At 51.5% G+C, this 20,871-nt stretch carries 17 protein-coding genes; 12 read left to right on the forward strand and 5 right to left on the reverse strand.

Translation table 11 applies throughout. The annotated features are described in order from the left end of the window. The first annotated feature begins 36 nt into the window (after positions 1-36). From BM185_RS03005 to BM185_RS03045, 9 genes are read left to right on the forward strand one after another with little or no spacing between them, the layout of a single operon-like run. The gene (locus tag BM185_RS03005) at positions 37-936 is read left to right on the forward strand and encodes a metallophosphoesterase (protein ID WP_091959039.1); all 900 of its coding nucleotides are present in this window, start codon (positions 37-39) and stop codon (positions 934-936) included. Next, on the forward strand, positions 933-1,940 hold the full coding sequence (locus tag BM185_RS03010; protein WP_091959042.1) for an ADP-ribosylglycohydrolase family protein: 1,008 nt from the start codon (positions 933-935) through the stop codon (positions 1,938-1,940). Before BM185_RS03005 ends, BM185_RS03010 begins: the two co-directional genes overlap by 4 nt. Continuing rightward, a complete protein-coding gene (locus tag BM185_RS03015) occupies positions 1,906-2,868 on the forward strand; it encodes an ADP-ribosylglycohydrolase family protein (RefSeq protein WP_091959045.1) in 963 nt (320 codons plus the stop codon). The genes BM185_RS03010 and BM185_RS03015 overlap by 35 nt, the downstream gene beginning before the upstream one ends. Positions 2,869-2,876: 8 nt before the next feature. Further along, the gene (locus BM185_RS03020; RefSeq protein ID WP_091959049.1) at positions 2,877-3,917 is read left to right on the forward strand and encodes a WYL domain-containing protein; all 1,041 of its coding nucleotides are present in this window, start codon (positions 2,877-2,879) and stop codon (positions 3,915-3,917) included. A gap of 50 nt (positions 3,918-3,967) precedes the next feature. Beyond that, positions 3,968-5,809 carry a hypothetical protein gene (locus tag BM185_RS03025; RefSeq protein ID WP_091959052.1) on the forward strand — a complete coding sequence of 614 codons (1,842 nt, stop codon included), beginning with the start codon at positions 3,968-3,970 and terminating at the stop codon, positions 5,807-5,809. Between the two features lie 47 nt (positions 5,810-5,856). Continuing rightward, positions 5,857-7,044 (forward strand): MoxR family ATPase, encoded by a 1,188-nt coding sequence (locus BM185_RS03030; RefSeq protein ID WP_177203451.1) that lies wholly within the window; start codon positions 5,857-5,859, stop codon positions 7,042-7,044. Next, entirely contained in the window at positions 7,044-8,273 is a 1,230-nt protein-coding gene (locus BM185_RS03035) for a vWA domain-containing protein (RefSeq protein ID WP_091959055.1), read from the forward strand. The genes BM185_RS03030 and BM185_RS03035 overlap by 1 nt, the downstream gene beginning before the upstream one ends. A 1-nt stretch (position 8,274) precedes the next feature. Then, entirely contained in the window at positions 8,275-10,464 is a 2,190-nt protein-coding gene (locus tag BM185_RS03040; RefSeq protein ID WP_177203452.1) for an ATP-binding protein, read from the forward strand. Positions 10,465-10,512: 48 nt separating this feature from the next. Further along, positions 10,513-10,857: a hypothetical protein gene (locus BM185_RS03045; protein ID WP_091959062.1), complete on the forward strand. Its 345-nt coding sequence runs from the start codon at positions 10,513-10,515 to the stop codon at positions 10,855-10,857. A gap of 43 nt (positions 10,858-10,900) precedes the next feature. Here BM185_RS03045 and BM185_RS03050 read toward each other — a convergent pair whose 3' ends face one another. Both BM185_RS03050 and BM185_RS03055 read right to left on the reverse strand, forming a co-directional pair. Beyond that, the gene (locus BM185_RS03050) at positions 10,901-11,854 is read right to left on the reverse strand and encodes a ParB/RepB/Spo0J family partition protein (protein ID WP_091959066.1); all 954 of its coding nucleotides are present in this window, start codon (positions 11,852-11,854) and stop codon (positions 10,901-10,903) included. Positions 11,855-11,984: 130 nt separating this feature from the next. After that, a complete protein-coding gene (locus tag BM185_RS03055; RefSeq protein ID WP_091959069.1) occupies positions 11,985-12,224 on the reverse strand; it encodes a helix-turn-helix domain-containing protein in 240 nt (79 codons plus the stop codon). A gap of 141 nt (positions 12,225-12,365) precedes the next feature. Between BM185_RS03055 and BM185_RS03060 the strand changes: the two genes are divergently transcribed. From BM185_RS03060 to BM185_RS03070, 3 genes are read left to right on the forward strand one after another with little or no spacing between them, the layout of a single operon-like run. Next, positions 12,366-12,599 (forward strand): hypothetical protein, encoded by a 234-nt coding sequence (locus BM185_RS03060; protein WP_091959072.1) that lies wholly within the window; start codon positions 12,366-12,368, stop codon positions 12,597-12,599. Next, entirely contained in the window at positions 12,592-13,782 is a 1,191-nt protein-coding gene (locus BM185_RS03065; protein WP_091959075.1) for an Arm DNA-binding domain-containing protein, read from the forward strand. Before BM185_RS03060 ends, BM185_RS03065 begins: the two co-directional genes overlap by 8 nt. Continuing rightward, positions 13,769-14,728: an HD domain-containing protein gene (locus tag BM185_RS03070; RefSeq protein WP_091959078.1), complete on the forward strand. Its 960-nt coding sequence runs from the start codon at positions 13,769-13,771 to the stop codon at positions 14,726-14,728. Before BM185_RS03065 ends, BM185_RS03070 begins: the two co-directional genes overlap by 14 nt. A gap of 4 nt (positions 14,729-14,732) precedes the next feature. Here BM185_RS03070 and BM185_RS03075 read toward each other — a convergent pair whose 3' ends face one another. From BM185_RS03075 to BM185_RS03085, 3 genes are read right to left on the reverse strand one after another with little or no spacing between them, the layout of a single operon-like run. Then, on the reverse strand, positions 14,733-17,306 hold the full coding sequence (locus BM185_RS03075; RefSeq protein WP_091959081.1) for a site-specific integrase: 2,574 nt from the start codon (positions 17,304-17,306) through the stop codon (positions 14,733-14,735). Then, a complete protein-coding gene (locus BM185_RS03080; RefSeq protein ID WP_143089471.1) occupies positions 17,303-19,456 on the reverse strand; it encodes a hypothetical protein in 2,154 nt (717 codons plus the stop codon). Before BM185_RS03080 ends, BM185_RS03075 begins: the two co-directional genes overlap by 4 nt. Further along, on the reverse strand, positions 19,453-20,382 hold the full coding sequence (locus BM185_RS03085; RefSeq protein ID WP_091959087.1) for a hypothetical protein: 930 nt from the start codon (positions 20,380-20,382) through the stop codon (positions 19,453-19,455). The genes BM185_RS03080 and BM185_RS03085 overlap by 4 nt, the downstream gene beginning before the upstream one ends. Positions 20,383-20,871 lie beyond the last annotated feature (489 nt).

Consider the following 20,871-nt stretch of genomic DNA (forward strand, 5'->3'; position numbering starts at 1 on the left):
GGGCATACTGGTAACCAATGAAACGGGGGAGGCTAAATGAGCCCAAAAGAATTTGATGTAATCGGTGATTTGCATGGTGAAGCTCGGCTGTTGGATAAGCTGCTGGCTCAGTTGGGTTACACCCTGGATCAGGGGGTGCGGGTGCATCCTGAGCGCCAGGCGATTTTTGTTGGTGACTTGATCGATAAGGGGCCGCAGTCTGGCTTGGTTTTGCAGCAGGTGCGCAAGATGGTGGAGCGGGGTGCAGCGCGGATGGTGGTGGGCAATCATGAGTTGAACTGGCTGCGCACTTTTCATGACTTGCCGCTGGAAGCCGATGCGCCTGAGTATGCCGAGGAGTTGATGGCGGCCATGTTGCAAAGCAGCCAGTCTGACTATTACCAGCTGGCGGAGGATTTTGCTGGGGATGCTGAGGCTTTGGCGGCGCATTTTCAGTGGTTGAAGCGTCAGCCGTTATGGATTGATGAGCCGCATTTGAAGGTGGTGCATGCCTGCTGGGATGAGGCAGCCATGGATTATTTGCGCCAGGAGCAGGTGTTTAGCCTGGATGATCGGGCGCTGGATGCCTGTATGGCCAGGGAGAATGATCTTTATTATGCGTTGGATCTGCTGGTTGCGGGTTGTGAGCATCAGACTTTGGCAGAGCGTAGCCCGGCGGGTTTTGCTACGCGGCGCTATCGAGTGCGCTGGTGGCAGGAGGTTTTGCCGGATTATGAGCGTTTTCGACTTCCGCTTAAGGAAGGCTGGCAGGCTCCGGCAGGTTTGTCGGCCCCGGTGTTTTTCGGGCATTACAGCCTCCAGATTCAGCCGATGCCGATTAGTGCGCAGCAGGTTTGTGTAGATTTTGGTGTGGCTTATGGCGGGCCTTTGGTGGCCTTTAATTATCGTCCGGGCAGACGCCCCGAACCCCAACATTTTCAGGAGGTGTGCCTATGAGTTTACAACAGGCTTTTCGTGGTGGTCTTTTGGGCCTGGCAGCAGGCGATGCTTTGGGCGCACCGCTGGAGTTTAGTCGGCGCAATGCCTTTATTCCGGTGTATGGTTTCAGCAAGGGTGGGCCCTGGAAGCTTAACCCTGGTGAGTGGACAGATGACACCAGTATGGCCCTGTGCCTGGCGACCAGCCTGGTGGAATCGGGCGGTTTGGATTTACATGATCAAATGCAGCGTTACCTGCGCTGGTACCAGGAAGGTTATATGAGTGTCTCCGGTAACTGCTTTGATATCGGCACGACCACCCTGAGTTCGCTACAGCGTTATAAGCGTTATGGCATCGTGCCTGCGGGTGACCCCAATCCTCAAGCCAGCGGTAATGGCGGCCTGATGCGCCTGCTGCCGGTCATTCTGGCGACCTGGGATAACCCTTTGCGCCTGAAATCCTGGGTCGAAGCGGCCACCATGACGACGCACGCCAGCCCGGATTGTCTGGATGCCAGCCTGGTGTTTGCTGATGCAGTGAGCCGGGTGCTGGAGGGTGAAGCCTTGCAAGAAGTGCTGGCGTCACCGCAGATTCTGGGTGGGCAGACGCGGGGCCAGGCCATTGAACGGGTGCTGGAGGGTAATTACCGCCACCTGGATCGCAGTGAGTTGGGTGAGGGGTTTTATGTGATAGAGGCGCTGGAAAATGCCTTCTGGGCCTGCTGGAAGGGCGGCAGCCTGAAGCAAACTCTGTTGCGGGCCGCTAATCTGGGTGGTGATGCGGATACCGTGGCGGCCATTGCCGGCCAATTGGTGGGCGTGGTTAAGGGGGAAGCGCTTTTGCCTGATTCCTGGAAGCAGGAGCTGGCCTGGTGCGAAAAACTCCAGGTGGTTGCGGACGACCTGCTGGATTTGAACCAGAAGCTGAGACAACTGCCTTGGACTTTCGATAAACTGCCGGCTGCTTCTTCTCACTCAAGCGGATCACATGATGCAGATTATCGACCAGCCTTTCACATCTGAAGGCAAGTCTCCGGCCCAGGCTGCTGAGGGTTGTCTTCTGGCTCATGCCTGCGGCAATGCCCTGGGTAATGGGTATGAATCCTGGCCGAGGGAGCGGCTGCCACGCATTGATGGCCTGGATATGCCGGAGCGTTTTTTACCTACAGGTTACTGGACAGATGATACCGGCCTGCTTTTATGCCTGGCAGACAGTCTGGTAGCTCAAGGTTTTGATCCTCGGGATCAGATGCAGCGTTATCTAGCTTATCGCGATCAGGGGGAGGGCTGGCCGGATGCCGGTCTGCCGCCGCCTTTGGGCAATACCATGAATCAGGCGCTGGATGCCTTCAAACGCACGGATGAGGTGTTTGCTGGTTCGACTTCAGCCCTGGCTTCAGGCAATGGTGCCTTGATGCGTATGCCTGCGCTGGCGCTCTGGAGCCTCTCCCAGCCATCCAGCGACCTGCTGGAAACCTGGATTGTCGATGCAACCCGGACTACCCATGCCAGCCCGCTTTGTCTGGAAGCCAGCCGTCTGCTGGTTTTTTTATTGCTGCATTTATTTCAGGCCGCGCCTGATGACTCTTCCCTGGCTGAGCAGTTAACCAGCCAGGCGGATGAAATCTGGGCGGAGGAGGCGATTGCTGATCTGGCTGAAGGACTTTATCTGGAAAAGCCCCGTGATCTGGTGCCTTCCGGCGGGTTTGTGGCCCACACGCTGGAAGCGGCGCTCTGGTCCTTGGCTAATAGCCCGGATTTGAAAACAGCCTTGCTGAAAGCCGTTAACCTGGGGGGCGATTGCGATACAGTCGCTGCGATTACCGGTGCTCTGGGTGGAGCTTTTTATGGGGTGGAGGCTCTGCCCCGGGAGTGGCGAGATCAGCTTTTACAGGCTGAGCGTCTGCGTACCACGGCTCGGCAACTGCTTGCCGGGAATTCACTAACCTGAGGATAGCTATGCCCCAACAGAAGAGTGCGGAGGCTGAAAACCTGAACTTTCAGTTATTACTGCTGGAAATTCTGGATGCTCACCCTCAGGGGCTGACGACCCCGCAAATCCGCGTGAAAGTTCAGGAAAAGGCCAGCGAGCGGGGCCTGGATAAGCTACTGCAGGCCAGCAATGACAGTTTAAAAAGGCGGGTGGAGCGCAACCTGGCTCAGTTGTGCGAAACCTTTGGCGAGCGGCTGGAGCGGGATGATTCCTGCAAGCCTTATCGCTGGCGAGTTATTGGGCAGGAAGGCTTGTTGCCGCGCTTTTTGAAGGGTGACAGCCAACTGGCCCTGTATTTTTATCTGCATGAAGTGCGCACCCGGCAGCTGTTGCCAGCCTCCCAGCAGGAAAAACTGCAGGGGTTGGGTAGTGCTGGGCAAAATTTGTTGCAGCGGGAGTTTCCTCAGTTGGTTGGTTTGCTGAATAAGCACCTGAAGATTCTTGCCGACCCCTTGTTTTTTGAGGCACCGGAAGTCTGCCCGCAGGTGCATACGCAGCTTTTAGAGGTGTTGCGTGAAGAGCGCAGCCTCAGTCTGACTTTTCAGGTGCCAGGCGGTGAAGAACGCCTGGAACAGGTGGTTCCCGTCAAACTGGTGGTGCATCAGGATCATTTGCATCTACTGCTTTTGGAGCAGCCGGATACAGACCCCCAGCCACGTTTGCTGGCGCTGCATCGTATTCTGGCCCTGGAACCCGGCCCTGTTTGCCTGGCTATGAGCTTTGATCCTGATTCAGTGTTACAAAGCTGGCTGGGAACCCGCTCGGCCCAGAAGCTGGAAATGCATGTTTCTGTAGAAGTGGCCGAAGAGTTATTGGATCGTCCGCTGGGCAGTGGCATGAAGCTGGAAAAGCTGGATGCTGCTTCTAGTCACGGCCTGGCTTTTCGGGTGACGACCTGGATTACTTTATCTTCTCAACTGGCTGCCTGGGTTCGCCAGCGCCAGGAAAGCGTGCGGGTGCTGGCTCCCAGGCGCTGGATTCAGCGTTACGGCCTTATTGCGACTTAGATTGTCGCACCCCTGAGGTTTAATGGTTATACAAGACCAAGGGGGTATGAATGAGCCGTGAATTTCAAGTCAGTCTGTGTGACAGCCTGGGTGGTGTGCGTCTGGAAGATATGACGCTGGAAACCTGGCAATGTCCTGATCCTTCCATTAGAAACCTCGATATCTGGCGGGCACCGCTGTTAAAAGAGTTGGATTTAAGCTGGCTGCATGGTGGCTTGCATCTGACGCTGGTGGGCTGCCCCAGGTTGCAGAAAATCCTTCTTCCCCAGGGCGAGCCCTGTGTGCTGCATCTGGATGCTTCGGATGTTAAGCCAGGCCAGGAGCTGCCTTTGTTGATTCAGGGCGGTATCGAACACCTGGATGTGCGCTGGCAGAATGCCACTTTTATGGCTCAGGCACCGGAGGACCAGCCTTGGCAGGGTGCCTGGGTAGCGAGCAGTAAGGAGCTGGCTGCCCCCTCAGCCCTGGAAGAGGCTGCGCCGGATTTGTTGCTTCTCAAGGGCAAGGTGCCGGCTGCAGAAATTGAGCTGCCTGGTCACAGCTTGTCTCAAGTGCACTGGGTTCACCCCCAGGGTTTGCAGCGCCTGCTGTTGCAGGTCGGAGAAAAACTGCAGCAGGTGGTTATTCAGGGCGCTGAGGATTTACAGCATTGCCAGCTAGAAGGCTCTATGAAAGAGCTGCGCCTGGAGGCCTGCCCTGCGTTAAGCCAGCTTCATGTCGCGGTGGATAGCCTGAATTTACATCAGGTGGGTGCAAAGTCTTTGCAGATTCAAGGCCGTGTTGAGCAGTTGTTCGTGCTACAACCAAGTTGTCAGCAGTTAGCGGTTGAGAAGGTATTAAAAGCCGATTTCAGCCTGAGTGATGGCCTTAAGCAGGTGGATTTGCCAACCGGCTGTGAAGTGACCTGTCAGGGGCGGGTGCCAGCCAGCCTGCGCAAAACAGCGCGGGTGCACGTTAATGAAGCCACTGTTCGCCAGCTGTTGGACGAGTACGCAGGCGGCGATTCTTCAGTGGTTGAAGATCTGGAATCCTTGCTGCCGTTTATGTCTTCCAGTGAGCAGCTTCCTTCCGCCTTGCGTTTACTCCATGAGCTTTTGCTGGCCGGGGCCTCCCCCCAGTGGGTTTGGGATTTACGGATGAAAATCTCGGCCAGGCATCTGGGCGAGTCGCGCTCGAAAAAAAGTAAAAAAGACTCTCTGCGCGAGGCTATAAAGCCTAACTGGTTAGTCACGGCCAAACAAAACTGGCGCTGGCATCTGCCCAGGGATCTGGGTGATGACGCCTGGCTTCTGGACTGGAAAATCTGGCTGGCCTGTCGCGAAGTTCAGGGTGTGCGCAAGTATGCTCGGCTGTTTAGTGAGGTCATGGTGAATTCCACCCTGGCCAGCGAAGACCGCCACCGACAAGCAGGTAGCGGGCCGCATTTTAATCAATGGTTGCTGCATTGGCTTAACACGGGTGACCTGGCTTATCCCGAAGTGCAGCAGTTGTGCTCCAGGGTATTAAAGTCGCTGATGGCGATTAACAAGCCCATGAATAGCGTATGGAATTTTGGCATTGCCGAGCCAGTCAAGCCCTTGCTCGAGAGTCGGCTTCTCAACCAGGCGCAGCGTTTTTTGGCAACGCTGGATGAGGAGCCTGAGCTGTTGCTGGAATTGCATGACTACCAGGTGCATTCCATGCCCGTTCGGGAGGTTTTGATTTATCTGCAGGAGCAGCTCAAGCGACAGCCAGAGCAAACGCGCGTTCAGATACTGCGCCTGGCGGTCAAGCCAGCTGAATTCTGGCAAGGGCGGGCCAGCGAAATGCAGTTGCGCTCCTTGCCGCGCCAGTTGCGGGTATTGGCGTTAACTGGTCAGTTGCCGCAAGCCAGTGAAGCTGTTGCGACATGATGTGTCGCATACAGGGCTTATACTGGATCAACAGATGAGGAGAGACGATGACTAAAACAGCAACGATTGACCAGGTTCAGGAAATGCTCAGCCACCAGCTGGAGCTGCTATGGAATCAGCCGCAACTGGCCGCGTATTTGCCACCCTTGATGCTCTGGGGTGCGCCCGGTGTGGGCAAGAGTAGCGTGATTCGTGAAATCTGCCGCGCCCAGGGCATAGGTTTTGTCGATGTGCGCCTGGCGCAGCGCGAACCTGTGGACCTGCGCGGGCTACCGGTGCCTGATGGCGATCAGGTGCGTTGGTTGCTGTCATCTGAATGGCCGCGTGACCCTCAAAGCAGGGGGATCATTTTGTTTGATGAGTTGACTGCCGCGGATCGTACCCTGCAGGTAGCGGCCTATGAGTTTATTCTCGATCGCCGGCTGGGGGATCTTTACAGCGTGCCGGATGGCTGGCTGATTTGCGCCGCAGGGAATCGGAGTGAAGATCGTGCTGTTGCCATGACGCTTTCCAGTGCCTTGGCCAATCGCTTCTGCCATCTGGAGTTGCAACCAGAGCTGGAGCAGTGGGCACGCTGGGCGCGCCAGGAGGGGCTGCATCCCCAGGTGGTGAGTTTTTTGCGTTTTCGCCCCCAATGCTTCTTTGATATGAAGGGCAATTTGGAGCGCGGCTGGCCCAGCCCCAGAACCTGGGCGCGGGTAGCAACCTTGCTGGAACACAGTGAGGGGCTGAGCGAAACCGGCCTGGCGCTGATGGTTCAGGGTCTGGTTGGGGAGGGCGCAGGCCTGGAATTCCTGGGTTTTCGACGCTGGGCGACTGCCTTGCCGGATATTCCTGCAGTGCTGGATGGTGAGGCTGAGTGCAAAATTCCGCAGCGGGCGGATCAAAAATACGCGCTTTGTTCGGGGCTGGCGCACTATCTCTGGCGTACACCTGAAGAAAACCAGGCCAGGCGCTGTAAATTCTTCCTGCGGGTGGGTGCTCAGCTGACGAGTGACTTTGCCACCCTGGCGATGATGGATGCCATGGAAGCCGACAATGAAGAAGATCAGCTCAAGCGAGCCGAGCTGCTGATGAGTAGCTCTGAGTTTTCGGCCTGGTCGGCGCGTCACGGCGAAGTTCTGGCGCAGATGCAGTCACGCTTTTTGGATCGTTCAGCGCGTGAGGCCGAGCCAATCGAGACAGCTGAGCTGGATATAGATAATGCACTGTGTATTAGAAGGGCGATTTCCTGATGACAGAGGCGCTTCCTTTCAAACCTGTGGTGCGCTCGCCTACGGATGAGGAACAGCTAATCAAGGCGCAGTGGCTGGAGCTTTGGCACCAGGATCGTGTACAACTGCTGCTGGAGCAGCCTTTTACTGCCAGTCTGGCCCTGCATCTGGAATTGGTGCCGGTGATTGATAGCCGTCTGCAAACCGCAGCCACGGATGGCCGCAAGGTGTTCTTCAACCCGCAGTTTCTGCAAAGCCTGAGCGCTGGGGCGCGGGTTTTTGTGCTGGCGCATGAAGTTTGGCACTGCGTTGCTGGGCATTTGCCACGCACTCAGGGGCGCAATCCGCACCTCTGGAATCTGGCGACTGATCATGAGGTCAATAATCTGCTCCTGGAAGACGGTCTGGAAATGCCTGATTCAGCGGTTTATTTCCCCGATTTAAAAGGCGATAGCGCCGAGCAGGTCTATGACTGGCTGCTCAATAAGGCGGACAAGAGTGATCGGAGTCAGCAGTGTCTGGATCAGCACCAGATGGAGATCTCTCTGGAAGGCCTGGATGATGCGCAGGATCTGGTCGTGGATGCGGATTTTAGCCCCGGTCAGTTTGATGCCCAGATAAGCCAGGAGTGGCAGGAAAATCTGGTCGCCGCCACGCAAGCCTGTCGTCAATATGGGCAGCTGTCAGCAGGCATCAAAAAGTGGGTGAAGGGAAGAACCCAGCCACAGGTGCGCTGGCAGGATTTACTGCGCCAGTTTGTGCAGCGCTGCTATGGTGGCAGCCGCCAGTGGTCACCTCCGGCTCGGCGGCATCTTTATCGTGGGCTTTATTTGCCTTCTACACGCAGTCAAAGCCTGCGTATTTGTGTCGCTTTGGACACCAGTGGCAGCACAACTCGGGAGATGCCGGTTTTTTTAAGTGAATTAACCAGCCTCTTGACCAGTTTTGATCGTGTCGAACTAACGCTGATTCAGTGTGATAGTGAAATACAATCCATACAGGTATGGCGTGAAGATCAGGTCGCCAGCCTGGATAAAACTGAAATCCAGGGTTTTGGGGGCACTTCGCTTATCCCGCCTTTTGAAGAGGTGGCCAGCGATAAGCCAGATTGCCTGGTGTATCTGACTGATGGTTATGGCCCGGCACCGGAAGCAGCCCCGGATTTCCCAGTGCTTTGGGTGCTTACAGCGGATGGCCGTCAACCAGTGAGTTGGGGGCAGGCAACCCATCTGCAAGCGGATGAGGCCTAAAATGACAGTGCTTCTACCCTGGTCAGACCTGCTGTCCTTTACTGCTAGTAACTCGGGTAGCAACTACTCGGCAAGTGAGCAGCAGTTGGCTCGAGTACTGGTGGCTCGCTTGCTGCTTCTGGGAGAAAAACGGCAACTGCTGGGCAAGAGAATTGATTGGCCGGAAATTTTTGCTTTTCTGGGGGTGGTCGGCACGACCCGCGAGGTGCGCAGGCAGGGCATGGAGGCCGAGGAAAAAGGAGATTACTCAGAGCTGACCGCTTTGCTGCAACACTGGCTGGAGCAACAAGCATTGCCTGGTCAGGGTTTTACCGGCGGCCTGATTGCAGTAATTGAGCTGCTTGGAGAGCGGATGCAGCTGGATGCTGGCGAGCAGAAGCTATTGATGCTGATGTGGCTAACCCGTCGCCATCCCCTACTGGTGCGGGCAGCCGATGCTGTGGAGGTCAATAACGAGCCTCAGGCGCTCAGTTTCCTTGAGGAGCTGTTGAGTCTTCAGCCTTCCAGCCTTAGTGGTGTGGCAACAAAAGAGCATCCTCTTAAAAGCTTTAACTTTGTTAATGGCTTTTCATGTTTTCAAGGCCTGGATGCCTACCTCAAAGGCAGTGATTTCCTGGATGTTTTTAATAATACCCTGGAATTGGATAGCCCAACGGCCAGGCCACTGGAACAGCAGTTTGAGGCCATTTGGGATGATGTTTGCCCAAGGTTTCATGGTGATTCGCTGCCGCCGGAGGACTTTAGCTATGTTCCTCAGTTGCAGGTCCTGCGTGATTACCTGGCGGACGCCCTGCGGCAGCAGCGCCCGGCAGCGAATATTCTGCTGTATGGTAAGCCAGGTGTCGGCAAAACACTTCTGGCGGCTAGTCTGGCTGACTGGTTGCAAGCGCGCTTGCATGAGGTGCCTTTTGCCAAGGAGGGTGTTTCTTTGCCGCCGGATCGACGCATTCAGTTGCTGGCGATGGGGCAGGCGTTTATGCAAAACAACGCCAATACCTGTTTTTTGTTCGATGAAATGGAAGACATGTTTCAAGGTATCCAATCCTTTGGCTCCAAGGGGTTAGCCAAGGCCTGGATGAATCATTATCTGGAAACCAACCCACTGCCCACTATCTGGGTTTGTAATAGTCTGGAAATGCTGGATTCTTCTTACCTGCGCCGTTTTGATTTGATTCTGGAGGTGCCCACGCCAGCAACAGCGCGTTATCAAAAAAAGCGCGCTGCTGCCCTTGCGCCTTTGCCGGTAACGAACGCTTTCAGGGACTGGCTGGCCGCTGCTGACTGGGTTACGCCAGCCTTGCTAAGCCTGCTCAAGCGTTTGGGGCAGCATCTGCCTGGGCGTCAGCCACTGCAAAACCAGAAAAAGCTTCTGGCTCTGCTTGAGCAGAGACTTAAAGCAGAGGGGCAGCCTTTGCCGGATCCCTGGTTTGCAGAAGAGCCGGTACAAAAATCAAAAGCGTCACAATACTGCCTGCCCGATTACAGCCTGGATTGGTTGAACACCGATCTAGGGCTGGAATCCGTGGTTCAGCAAATAGGTCGTCTAGGTAACGCGCGGCTTTGCCTGCATGGGCACCCAGGTACGGGTAAAACAGCCTTTGCGGACTACCTGGCCAAAGAGCTAAAGCAACCTCTGGTTGTTAAGTCAGCCAGTAGCCTTTTGGGTAAATATGTTGGTGAAACGGAGAAACAGCTGGAGGCCATGTTTGCTGAAGCCAAGCATAAAAAGGCCGTACTCTTGCTGGATGAGGCGGAAACCTTTTTGCAGTCACGCCTGGATGCCAGCCTGAAGGGTTGGGAGGTGAGCAAGGTTAACGAGATGCTCATTCAAATGGAGCGGTTTCAGGGTGTCGTTATTGCTACCAGTAATCGCTTCGAGCAGCTGGATGCTGCAGCTATGCGCCGCTTTGATCTGAAAGTGGCCTTTGATTGGTTACAGCCCCAGCAACTGCAGGGGCTACTCCAAGCGGTGTTTTATAAGCATCCTAAAGATTTGCAGGCCCTAAAGGAGCTGGGTGTTAATAGGCTGGCTCGCTTGCAAGTCAGCCCCGGCAACGTGCAAACAGCCCTGCGCCGTTTGAATCTTCAGGGTAAGCCCTTGTGCTTGAAGCTGTTGCTGAGTGCTTTGGAAGATGAAGCAAGTGTCCAACACCAAGACAAGGCAGCACCCATGGGCTTTATTCATTCTTGAATTAGCGACAGCATCCTAACAACAAGAGTTCGAGGTATATATTAATAAATGATGACTTTTTTCACGCTTTGGGTAGTGATGTTTTCCGCATCGTTTTTCTGGCTTCTGCTCACAAATTTTCTGGTTGGTATTTTTGATGCCAGCTATAGTCCGGTTATGTTTTTTGTGGCGGAACACTTCCAAGCCTTAATTATCTACGGTGACACTCTTGCTTTCATTTACATGATTTACTGGCTTTTAAGTAGGGCTAATCCTATGGAAAAAATGAGCAGCTACACTATGAAGGACTGGCTACTTGTTGTCATGGTTTGGCCCTTTTATGGCTGGATGCTGGCTTATTGCTTTTTTCGATGGCTGTTCGCTTCAAGGGTGCCAAAGAAGAACAGACAATAAGTTTGAAAAGCGAAAGGCTGTATTGAATTTCACATGTGAAATTCTACAAGCTGTTGAGTCTAAGAAGCTGTACGCTACTGGTTTTAACACAGGCCTTGGTGCCATCTTTCAGCTCTAGCCAACACCAGTCCTCAGCTACTTCCTCATTGTTGATCGTAGCAAAACGATCGATCAACAAACGCCCTTTTACTTTTTCGCCGCTTTCCAGCTTTGCCTGTACTTGTGCAGCAAACTTCTCGGGTTTGATTAGACGGTATTTAATTGCATCTGGGTTCGGGGCAGTCAAAGAGGGCTGTTCAACAGAGTCCGCTACCTTTTTACCAGACTTTAGTTCTTCTAGTGTATCTTCGATCTGCTTTCTTCCAATGCGTTTGGCTTTGACCGCACTAGCAAGCTTCTTGGCTGAACCCTGATCCAGTTTGGCAACCTTGTGAAGAGCCAGGACCAGAGAAATATCTCCAGTAGCCTTGTTTTCCAGCAGTTCAGCGATAAAGTCGGGCAGCTTGTTGAGGGAGGTGTAGCGTGAGACCCAAGTTGTGCTCTTGCCGGTTTTTTGGGCTATCTCTTTACCAGAGAGTCCGTTTTCACTGAGTGCGTGGATTGCTGAGGCGATTTCTAATGGTGTGAGCTCTTCACGCTGGATGTTTTCGACTAGCTGCAGAGCAGTTTTATCGTGATTTGTTTTCGGTTTGTCAACCAGGATGGCCATGACGGTAGATGCGTTAAGCATGCCAAGAGCCCGAAAGCGACGCTCTCCCGTGAGTAACTCATAAAAGCCTGGCTCGCAAGAGCGAGTGACTTCAATGGGCGCCCTTTGACCATCTTGCTGGATTGATTTGGCCAGGTCGGCAAGCTCATCTTCATCGAAGGTTGACCTCACTTGTTTGCTGACCAACACCTTGCTTAACTCGATTTGAAGAACCTGAGGTGCTTGAGTCTCTGTCTGGGTAGCTGGATCTGACTTTACTGCTTCGAGGTGGGCTTGCACATTGTCCATGAGTTTTCACACTTTTGATGAGTTTTAGATATTCTATCTGAGCTCAAGCAGTCACTCCACCAAAAGGAAGGGAGACTTTGTTAACATAAAATAAGTGTATTACTTAGAGCTAACCCTGCTAAGTAGTGCACTAGGCTCCTTCGCCAGTGCTTGGCCCTAAGTGCTCAGCTAACTCCCCTAACTCACACTCAAAATAAGTGCATAGCTTGTCCAGCACGTCAGTGGTGGTGCTATAGCCATACTGATTGGCAATCTTGGACAGGGTGGTTCGATGGATGCCAGTGGCTTCGGCTACTTCGTCGTAGGTAATGCGCCTCTTTTCTTTGAAGCCCTTGTCGGCCATCAGCTCTTTTAGCCTGAATCGAATCATGTTCATCTCACTTTGATTTTATTGCTCGACCATTATCCATTATTTGCTATGGATGATGCAATTTATCTACAAAAGTGGCTTGACATGTAGTTTATCGGTGTTAATTTGTAGATATCTTTCTACAAAAGAGGAGCGATAACGATGTCTACTTACCTGACCGTCAAGCAATTGGCCGAGCGTTTGCACTACAACCCCAGGTATATCACCCAGTCGCTGAAAGACCGAGTGCTTTTCGAAGGGGTTCATTATGTACGCCCCTTTGGTGGTCGAAAAGTCCTCTATGTCTGGGAAGCCATTGAAGATGAAATGAGCCGCTATTCGACACAACCCATGACAGGTATCCCTATGAGTAATGGAGGTTACTGCCATGGCTAGTGTACGCAGCAGAGGGAAGGGCGGTAATCTTTTTATCGACTTTCGCTACCAGGGGATGCGGTGCAGAGAGCAGACACTGTTACCTGATACGACTCAAAATCGTCGCAAGCTGGAAAAGCTCCTGCAGCGGATTGAAGCTGAAATCTCGGTAGGCACCTTTGATTACCGGGCCTATTTTCCTAACAGCAAAATGCTCGAAAAGCTGGACTTGCCTGGTCAGCAGGGCTTTTCAGTGGAAAGCGAACCGGCAACACCCCTTTTCAAGGACTTTTGTGAGGAGTGGTTTGAGGAAAACCAGATTTGCTGGAAGCGCTCATACATGAAAAATGTACGAGGCACGCTGGATAAACATCTGATTCCAGAGTTTGGGGATCAGGAGGTCGCCAGCATCAACAAGGCTCAGGTTCTGAAATTTCGCGCATCCCTCGCCAAAGTGACTCGCGGAACAACAGAAACCCAGCTGTCCAATGACCGGATCAACCATATCATGACGCCTTTGCGCATGATCCTTGAGAATGCTGCCGACCGCTTTGAATTTATCACACCCATGACTGGGATTAAACCGCTCAAGGTGGGGCGAACGGATGTTGATCCTTTCTCGCTCATTGAGGTACAGAAGATCTTGAAAGCCGTGCGCGAGGATTACAAAAACTATTTCACTGTCCGCTTCTTCACAGGCTTAAGGACAGCAGAGGTTGATGGACTGCAATGGCAGTATGTCGACTTTGATAACCGTCAGATTCTGGTCAGGGAAACGGTGGTGCAGGGTCGAATTGAAACCACCAAAACTCCTGAATCTCGCCGTGAAGTGGAGATGTCTTCTCCCGTGTACGAAGCTCTGAAACGCCAGAGCGAGGTGGCCCCGCAAAACTCGCGCTTTGTGTTTTGCAACAGCAAGGGGAAGCCTTTTGAGCACCGGAATGTGACCCAGCGGGTCTGGTACCCGCTTCTCAAAGAGCTTGGCCTTAAAAAGCGGCGACCTTACCAGACTCGCCATACGGCAGCCACTCTATGGCTGGCAGCCGGTGAAAACCCAGAGTGGATTGCGCGCCAGATGGGGCATACCACGACTCAGATGCTATTCACCATCTACTCACGCTACGTCCCTAATTTAACGCGACAAGATGGCTCGGCTATTGATCAGTTATTGATGACACGAGGGTTTGCCAATGAATACTCATAAAACAATTGAACGCACTGAAGGCTCCTTGCGCTGCAAGTTTACTGTACTTGATGTAAAGCCCCTGGACCCCGCTAATGAACAGGCCGGATACCAGGTAACCCTGGACTTCATGATGGGAACTTGGCTGGCAAGGGTTGATGCCGATGTCATCCGCGTTCAAGGTGGCTTATCACGTCTGGATTTTGTCGATGCAGTGGGTTGCATGGTGAGCACGCCTCAAGAAAGCTACTTCAAGGTTTCAACTCTGATAAAGCAAGACCCCTGGGTTTATCCTTTTATGTCTGCAGCTGCAGGATTTCCAAAAACACTTTGCCCGGATGCCAATGCCTCAAACTACCTGAAAGACAGCATCATGGGACTAAAAACAACCTGCCTACGGGAGTTTGTCTGGCGTACTTTGATGCAAAAGCGTGTCCTGGAAGGTTTTCTAGTGAACCCAGCTAGCTATAGCTTTCATCATAGTTATGTTGCCGGTTTGCTATGGCATTCACTGGAAGTAGCCCATGCGACGCAACGCATGATCGAATGCTTTGAGCCAGACATGTCTGAAAAAATGCGAGATATCGCCTTTGTGGGTGGTTTGCTTCACGACATAGGTAAAGCCGTCACCTTAAATCAGAGAGGGATCAAGACAACCCTGGGTAAACTGGTCGATCATTCCAGCATGACCCTGGAATTGTGCAGCAGCTCCCTGAGCTGGCTGGAAATGCAGGAGCCTGATGCTGCCCATGCCTTGCGTCATATCTGGACATCAGCATCGCCCGGTGCTCGTTATGGTGTGAAGCCGATGATCAGTCTCGCTCGTTATGTGCGTGATGCCGATGGGCAAAGTTCAATGGTCAGTGGCCAGAGGCAATCTTTTGGTAATCAGCCATGGCAATCGGGCTTCAGGAACCTGGGTAGCAATCACTACTGGCAACCCGGTTTGATAACTGAAGTTTGCTGAGTGTTTAAGGGGGAGGGGTAATCTCAACCCCCTTTTTTTTGGCAAGGTGCCGGACAGCTGCCTGCAAACTTTTATCCTGCAGTTTTGCTCTGGAATCCTTGGAAGCCATGTCAGGTAGTAATCCGGTAATCAGCCTGCTATGCAGTTGGAAATCTTCTGATTCAGCCTGGATACGTTTAAGTGCATGTTGAGCAACGCTTTCAAAGCTATGGACATAGACCTCAAAAAAAGTCGTGGTGGTTTTATGCCCCATCAGCTTAATCAGGTGAACCATGCCGGTAACATGAGAGGCGGGGAGGGGGTCGTTAGGATTAGCCCCAAGAAGAGACCGAAAAGCCTTTAGCCCTTTGCTGCTGTATACCCAGTGCTTGTGATCCAAAAGCTCGGGGATAAGTTCAGGGTAGCGTGCGACATACCAGCGCATAAAGAGATGTGTCGCAAAAGCGTGGCGAAGCAGGTGCAGATCGGACTTTTCGCCCAACGCTTTCTGCAGCTGCTCACGTGCAAGGCCTACAATTTTATAGGAGCTACTCTGGGTGACGGATCGATCCAGTGACAAAAAACGGATTTTGCTCAAGGGTTGACGAGTAGCAAGCGTCGTCTTGCGTTTATGTCGATCAAAGTCTATCTGGCGATACTCCCAAGCATCACGCACCACCTGCACAGCTTTGGGTGGTGCAAGCAGGTGAAGGGGTACGCAGCGTCTTGCAGAGGGTGTTTTAAATGCGGGCAGGTAGATGACGAGCTCGTCTTTGCTAACCACTAGGCGATCCAGGGTTAGGTTGGTGATTTCTCCAGACCTTAGACCGCCATAAAAAGCCAAAACCCAGATGGCAGCCACCTGAAGTTGTGTTCGATCTTTTTTATTGATTTTCTGGAGTGCTAGATCAAACTCTTTCATCCGGGGCGGGTTGTAGCGCCAAGTTCTCTGAAGTGGCTCTGATGAGCTGGATACTGGAAAGGAAATGCCCTCAAATAATTTAAGTTCGGCTTTTGCAAACTGAAGCAACCGAGAGAAGGTCTGTTGAATTTGCAAGGAAGTCTGATTGCTCAGCTCTTGCTTCTGTCTGGACAGAAGGTACTCAGTGACAAAAATTTCAGCATCTTCATCCCCCCAGTCTTTGAGGTTGCTACTAGCTGGAAAGTTAAGGAAGCCATGCAGAAATAGCGTGCTGATCGCTTGACTGCAGGTGCTGAAAGTATGCCGCCTCTCTTTCAAGGAATACTCGATCCAAGCTAGAGCCAGATCAAAGGCAGTGAACTTTTGATGGAGTTCATCAATCAGTTCCATGAGTCGGTCAGCTTCATAGTGAGTGCTACTGCTTTCTACGGCTTTTTCTACAAGATTCTGATAAAGAGTATCTTTGGCACCCTTCAAGGCCGAGTCTACCTGGTGTTCTGTAAGCTTGGCATTTTCAAAATGACCGCTGTCATCAACCAGAAAAGACCTCAATCGGTGCCTGATAAGTCGTAAAACGGCTTTAGCTTCCTGGTGCCAACCAATCAGGGCAAGGTCATCAGTATCCAGGGTGTCGGCTTGAGGCAGAGCCACCTCGATATGAATGAAAGGCTCGACTACTAGAGGGCGCGTGTTGTTGTGGTATTCGGCATAAGACTCTCCGGAGGTTATGTAGGCTTCATGGTTGGCTACCGCTTCAAGATAGCGGTGATCTTCCTCTTCCTTGAGCTCTCTTCGAATAAGTGCTGGCCATTTGGCCCCATCGAAACTGTTTTTAGTAAAACCTAGACCATCAGTGGCGTCAGGCGGGATAGGGAGGTTTTTGGCCTGGAGTTGACTGAAAATAACTGGCTCAAGGCCCTGGATCACTGCAAGCTGGCTGGCCGCATAGAGGATCTCCTCTGTTTTAAGTTTACCTAGAGCCTGCTGGTCTAGGTGATCCGTTTCAAGAAGCCCGACTGTTAGTTGATTAAAGGCGGAAATCTCCTGCTGGGGTTTCAATTCAATCGAGGGCGCTAGAAGCAGGCATCCCAGGGGAACGGGGATCGAATAAAATGCGTAGAACTCATGGTAGGTGGCTAGCTTGATTTTGGTGTCGCGCTGGTTCCAGCCCTCAAGGAGCCAGGTGTTGATCGCCTCTTTTAGGTGGGCTGGAGCCAGGCCAGTATGAGCGGCAAAGTGCAGAACGAGGGCAGCTTTGAGGCTGTTTTGGTCTAGGGGTATCTCTCCCTTCCAGAAGCGTTTCAGGAAACCTTGTATAAGATGAAGTGCCATCAGACACTTGGGATCAGAGGGTAGTACGGAGGGGCGAGGGTGTTTTTGTTTGAGTGTAAAAAAATGGCAACGCCAACCTGCATCCTGAAGCTTTTCAAGAATCTCGTTAAACAGTCGCTTTTCTTCCTGAGTCAGCTTCTTGTCTGAACTCAACGGGACATCAACAAATTCTGCATAGGTTTCTTTTAGGCTGGATGCCAGCCTGGGCAACTGCTTAGGGGTAATGCGTTGGCTATTTCCACAAACTTTCAGGATCGCCTTGAGATACATCAGACGCTTTTGTGTCCAAAACCCAGGTTCTTCCAGTGCAGGGTCAAGGTCGGCAATCGTCAAAATTGCACTCATGACAAAGGACTCTTTTTAAGCTTGAAACCGAGCTTTTCAAGCCACTGGCTCTGAAGCATTTCGAGCTCATTGAAAAGTTCAGGATGGGCTGTAGAAAAGGGTGCCAGAGCATCCCAGCCGTCAATGTGGTGCCCTAGCCAGAGATCAGCATGATTTTCGCTCATTAGCTTGTGTGCGAAGGTCGCGCACTGGTGACGAGAGGCGTTGGTGCGATCATGATTGAACGCAAGCGACCAATAATTTTTAGCAAGCTGGGACGCTTGCTGGCTTTGCAAAGGGGAGGAGGCAATCATTCCGCTTGCTCGATCTTGTTGGTGGTACAGAGCAATTGGTCTGCTGGTTTCGTCGGTCAATGCCTGGCTATTTTGCTGGAACAAAGCTTGGCGGCATTTCATCAGTTCTTGAAACTGGGCTTGTACGAGGGAGTGCTCAAAAATCAGCTTGGACTCAAAAAAATCAGCTGAGTCCTTGTCGCGATGGAGCCGAAAATTGTCCAATAAAAAGGTTTCCGTACCAGGGCCTACAGGTCGATTTGCGTAGGCATACTGCAGCATCCAGTAAAAATGAAGCTCAAGACCATTGGCTTTTTCAAGCACTTGATCGCCTGAAAGTCTGGGGGGCTGGATATCGCTGAAAAGTGGGGGCTTATGACCCAGCTGTGAGCCGACATGAAAATTGACGGGCTCTTTGTAGCACTCTTCAAGCAGAGTATTGATTTGCTTTCTCAGAGGGTGATCGGAAGAAAGTCGCTGATTGATTTCAGTTTTCAGCAAGGACACAGTGCATCTAAAGTTTTGATTGATGGTGGCATTGGTCGTGGTGACATAGCAGGCCCTGGCTCTAAACTCGATTGGGAGGTTGCCTGCCAATGTAAAGGCGCTGACTTCTGACATGAGGCAGCTTCTCAGCAGGCAATGTCCCGATCGAGCCATCTGATTTATACCGGTACTAGGGCCAGGGTGGTTCGCGCTGAAATCACGCACGGCTCTTTCTTCTTTGACCCCCTCCTCAAATACACTGCGATGCTCATCCAGGCATCTGCCGAGGCTTTTAGGCAGGGCAAGACCCACGATTTCAGAGGTGTGTAGCCTGTTTTGGTGTTCAAAATTCGTAGCGCCATTCAGCACTCGATAGAACAGGCACTGATTGACAGGATCAAAAATGATCTCTTGGCCTTCGAGCTCTGGTGCTTTTCCAACTGTGGCTTTACTCCAGCGGCGCTTGGGCAGACCGATTACCAGCGCCAAAACAGAAATATACAGTTGTGGCAGGCGATTTTTATCGAGCAGAAAACTCCAATATCGGATGATACTCGACCAGCTAAGCTGGTAGCTGTTGGCATGGCTTCGGACATTACTTCTGACCCAGTGGGGCACGAAGTTGTGCAGTTCGTAAAACTGCTCTGAGTTAGTCAGAGTGCTGTCATTCAGCTCAATTTGGTTGGGGTTCTGATCCTGTTGATCACTATCCGGTTTTTTAGGTGTCTTGGGTTTTTGGGAGTCACTAACTGTATGGGTGAAATTAAGATGAGGCGGATTTCGCCAAAAACTCTGGTCGCTATCCAATTCATTAAAAGCGCAGCCCAGCCAGCGCCTGCCATCAAGGATCGGAGCTGTGTGACGGTTTTTTGCTTCAAGGCCCTTGGTCGTATTCCCCTGTAAAGGAAGTCCTTTTTCTGCAGCCAGCTTTGCTAGAATCGTGTCTCTAAGCTGGTACACATCCAGATAATAGTCTGTGTCGTCTAATAACTCTGCTGGGCCGGTATGCTCAAATACCGTGCTGAGAAGGCTGCTTATTGCTTGTCTTTTACTTTCTGAATCCCATTCCAGGTTGTGAACTTTTCTGATTGCAGCGGCTACAGGGTGGCTGCTTCCATACTCCTTGATATATTCATCTGGATTTCGCTCTGGGTGATAGCGTAACTTCCTGCTCAATCTTTTTAAGAGATCAAGGTTTGCCCAGTCCTCATTAAAATCCATTGCCTCTAACCAGCGCACAATCAAATAAATATTCTCAAGCGTTGGGGGAGGGAGGCAGTATTGTATTAATGGCCTTAGCTCAATTCCTAACTCAAAATCCCACAACTCATGGCGTTTAAGCAACTCCAAAGTCTGCATATACTGTTGTGATAGAAAGAAATATTTATTCATGAGTGTTTATGGATGAACGATATTATGTTGCTTACGAATTGATCAAGTTTATCGTTGTCCTTGCTTATATTTAATTGATTGCAGCGAGATATAAATAAAATTAAATCATTCTCGTTTATTTGTGTTATTTTTTTGCAGGTTTCACTAAAGCTAGGGACACCGTGATTTTCGAGGGAGTATTTTCCCCAGGTATCTGCTGCTTTTGTCCAGGCGTCATCCTGGAAAATATCAGGAAGCAGGTTGGGTGGGTTGTCTCCTTTGCTTTGTGTGGCTTGGAAAGGTTCAGCTGAATGCTTTATAAGCATATCCAATGTTCCATCAGCCATCGGTTGGTTAGCCTTTTCAGCTAAAATATTTATCTCGCCAGGAGGCGTTGGGGGTGCTGAGTTGTTGCGGCTTTTTTGCTTTCCGTTGAGCGCCTTGCCAACTGTTACATGAGAAGGCCCGTTTCTCCCCAACAAACTTGTTAAACCGGCAACTGTCAGGGGTGCGTCAGTGTTTTTGCGTTGTGGCTGCAGGTCGAACGCTTCGGCAGTCCACTGCTGTTTCTGCTGTGATGCTGCTAATGAAGACAAAAAATCCTTAGCAGGGACAGCTGAGGTGATTTGAGGAAAAACTTGACCAGCCAGGTACTCGATCCGTTCAAGCTCCTGCTTGGTGCTTTCAATGACCTCCAGTACCTCGATTCGCGTTTTTGAGTCAAACCCATTCAGGAGCTTGGTCAGGCGGGCGTCACTATGGTTCAAGAGTCGGTAGCCGCCGGATGTTTTGGTGACCAGTGGTGTAATCATAGTGACCAGAATGGGGCTATGTAACTGCCCGCCACTTAGCTCTTCGATCTCTCCTGTTTTGATCACCCGCCGCACACCAGAGACAGAAAAAAAAGGCGAGAAATAGACTGAAGTTGAGTTTTTTGCCTTGTTCACAGGCCGCTCCAGTGATGATTTTAGAGTAAAATCCTTAGCGTCTAGCATAAAAATTTTACAATTAATATTAAAAAATATATGTCCATAACCAGTCTGCTACCTCGTCAGAAAATCCTGCCATAGCAGGGTGCGAAGGTCAAAGTATTTTAGCGACAAATGTGCCCAGAAATGTAGCTAAATGTACGAAAATGAAGGCGGTGCGTACTTGTCTTGGAGGGTGTTTCTGCAGATAAGTACAGATAAGGTAAGAAAAATTCAGTTCTGAATAAAAACAGTGGGTTAGGTGTTCAATATTGACATGGTAGAGGTCAGCGGTTCGAGTCCGCTTAGTCCTACCAAAAAATGCAGTAAAAAAAAGCCGCTTAGATACACTCTAAGCGGCTTTTTTTATGTCTGGTATTTTTTGGCAGGTAGAAATGACCGAAAAATGACCATCATGCTGTGCCTTTTTCTTTTTGCTCCAGCCAGCGCTCAATCGAATCCTTGCGA

Origin of the sequence: Marinospirillum celere, assembly GCF_900112235.1 — a bacterium.
Lineage (GTDB): Bacteria > Pseudomonadota > Gammaproteobacteria > Pseudomonadales > Halomonadaceae > Marinospirillum > Marinospirillum celere.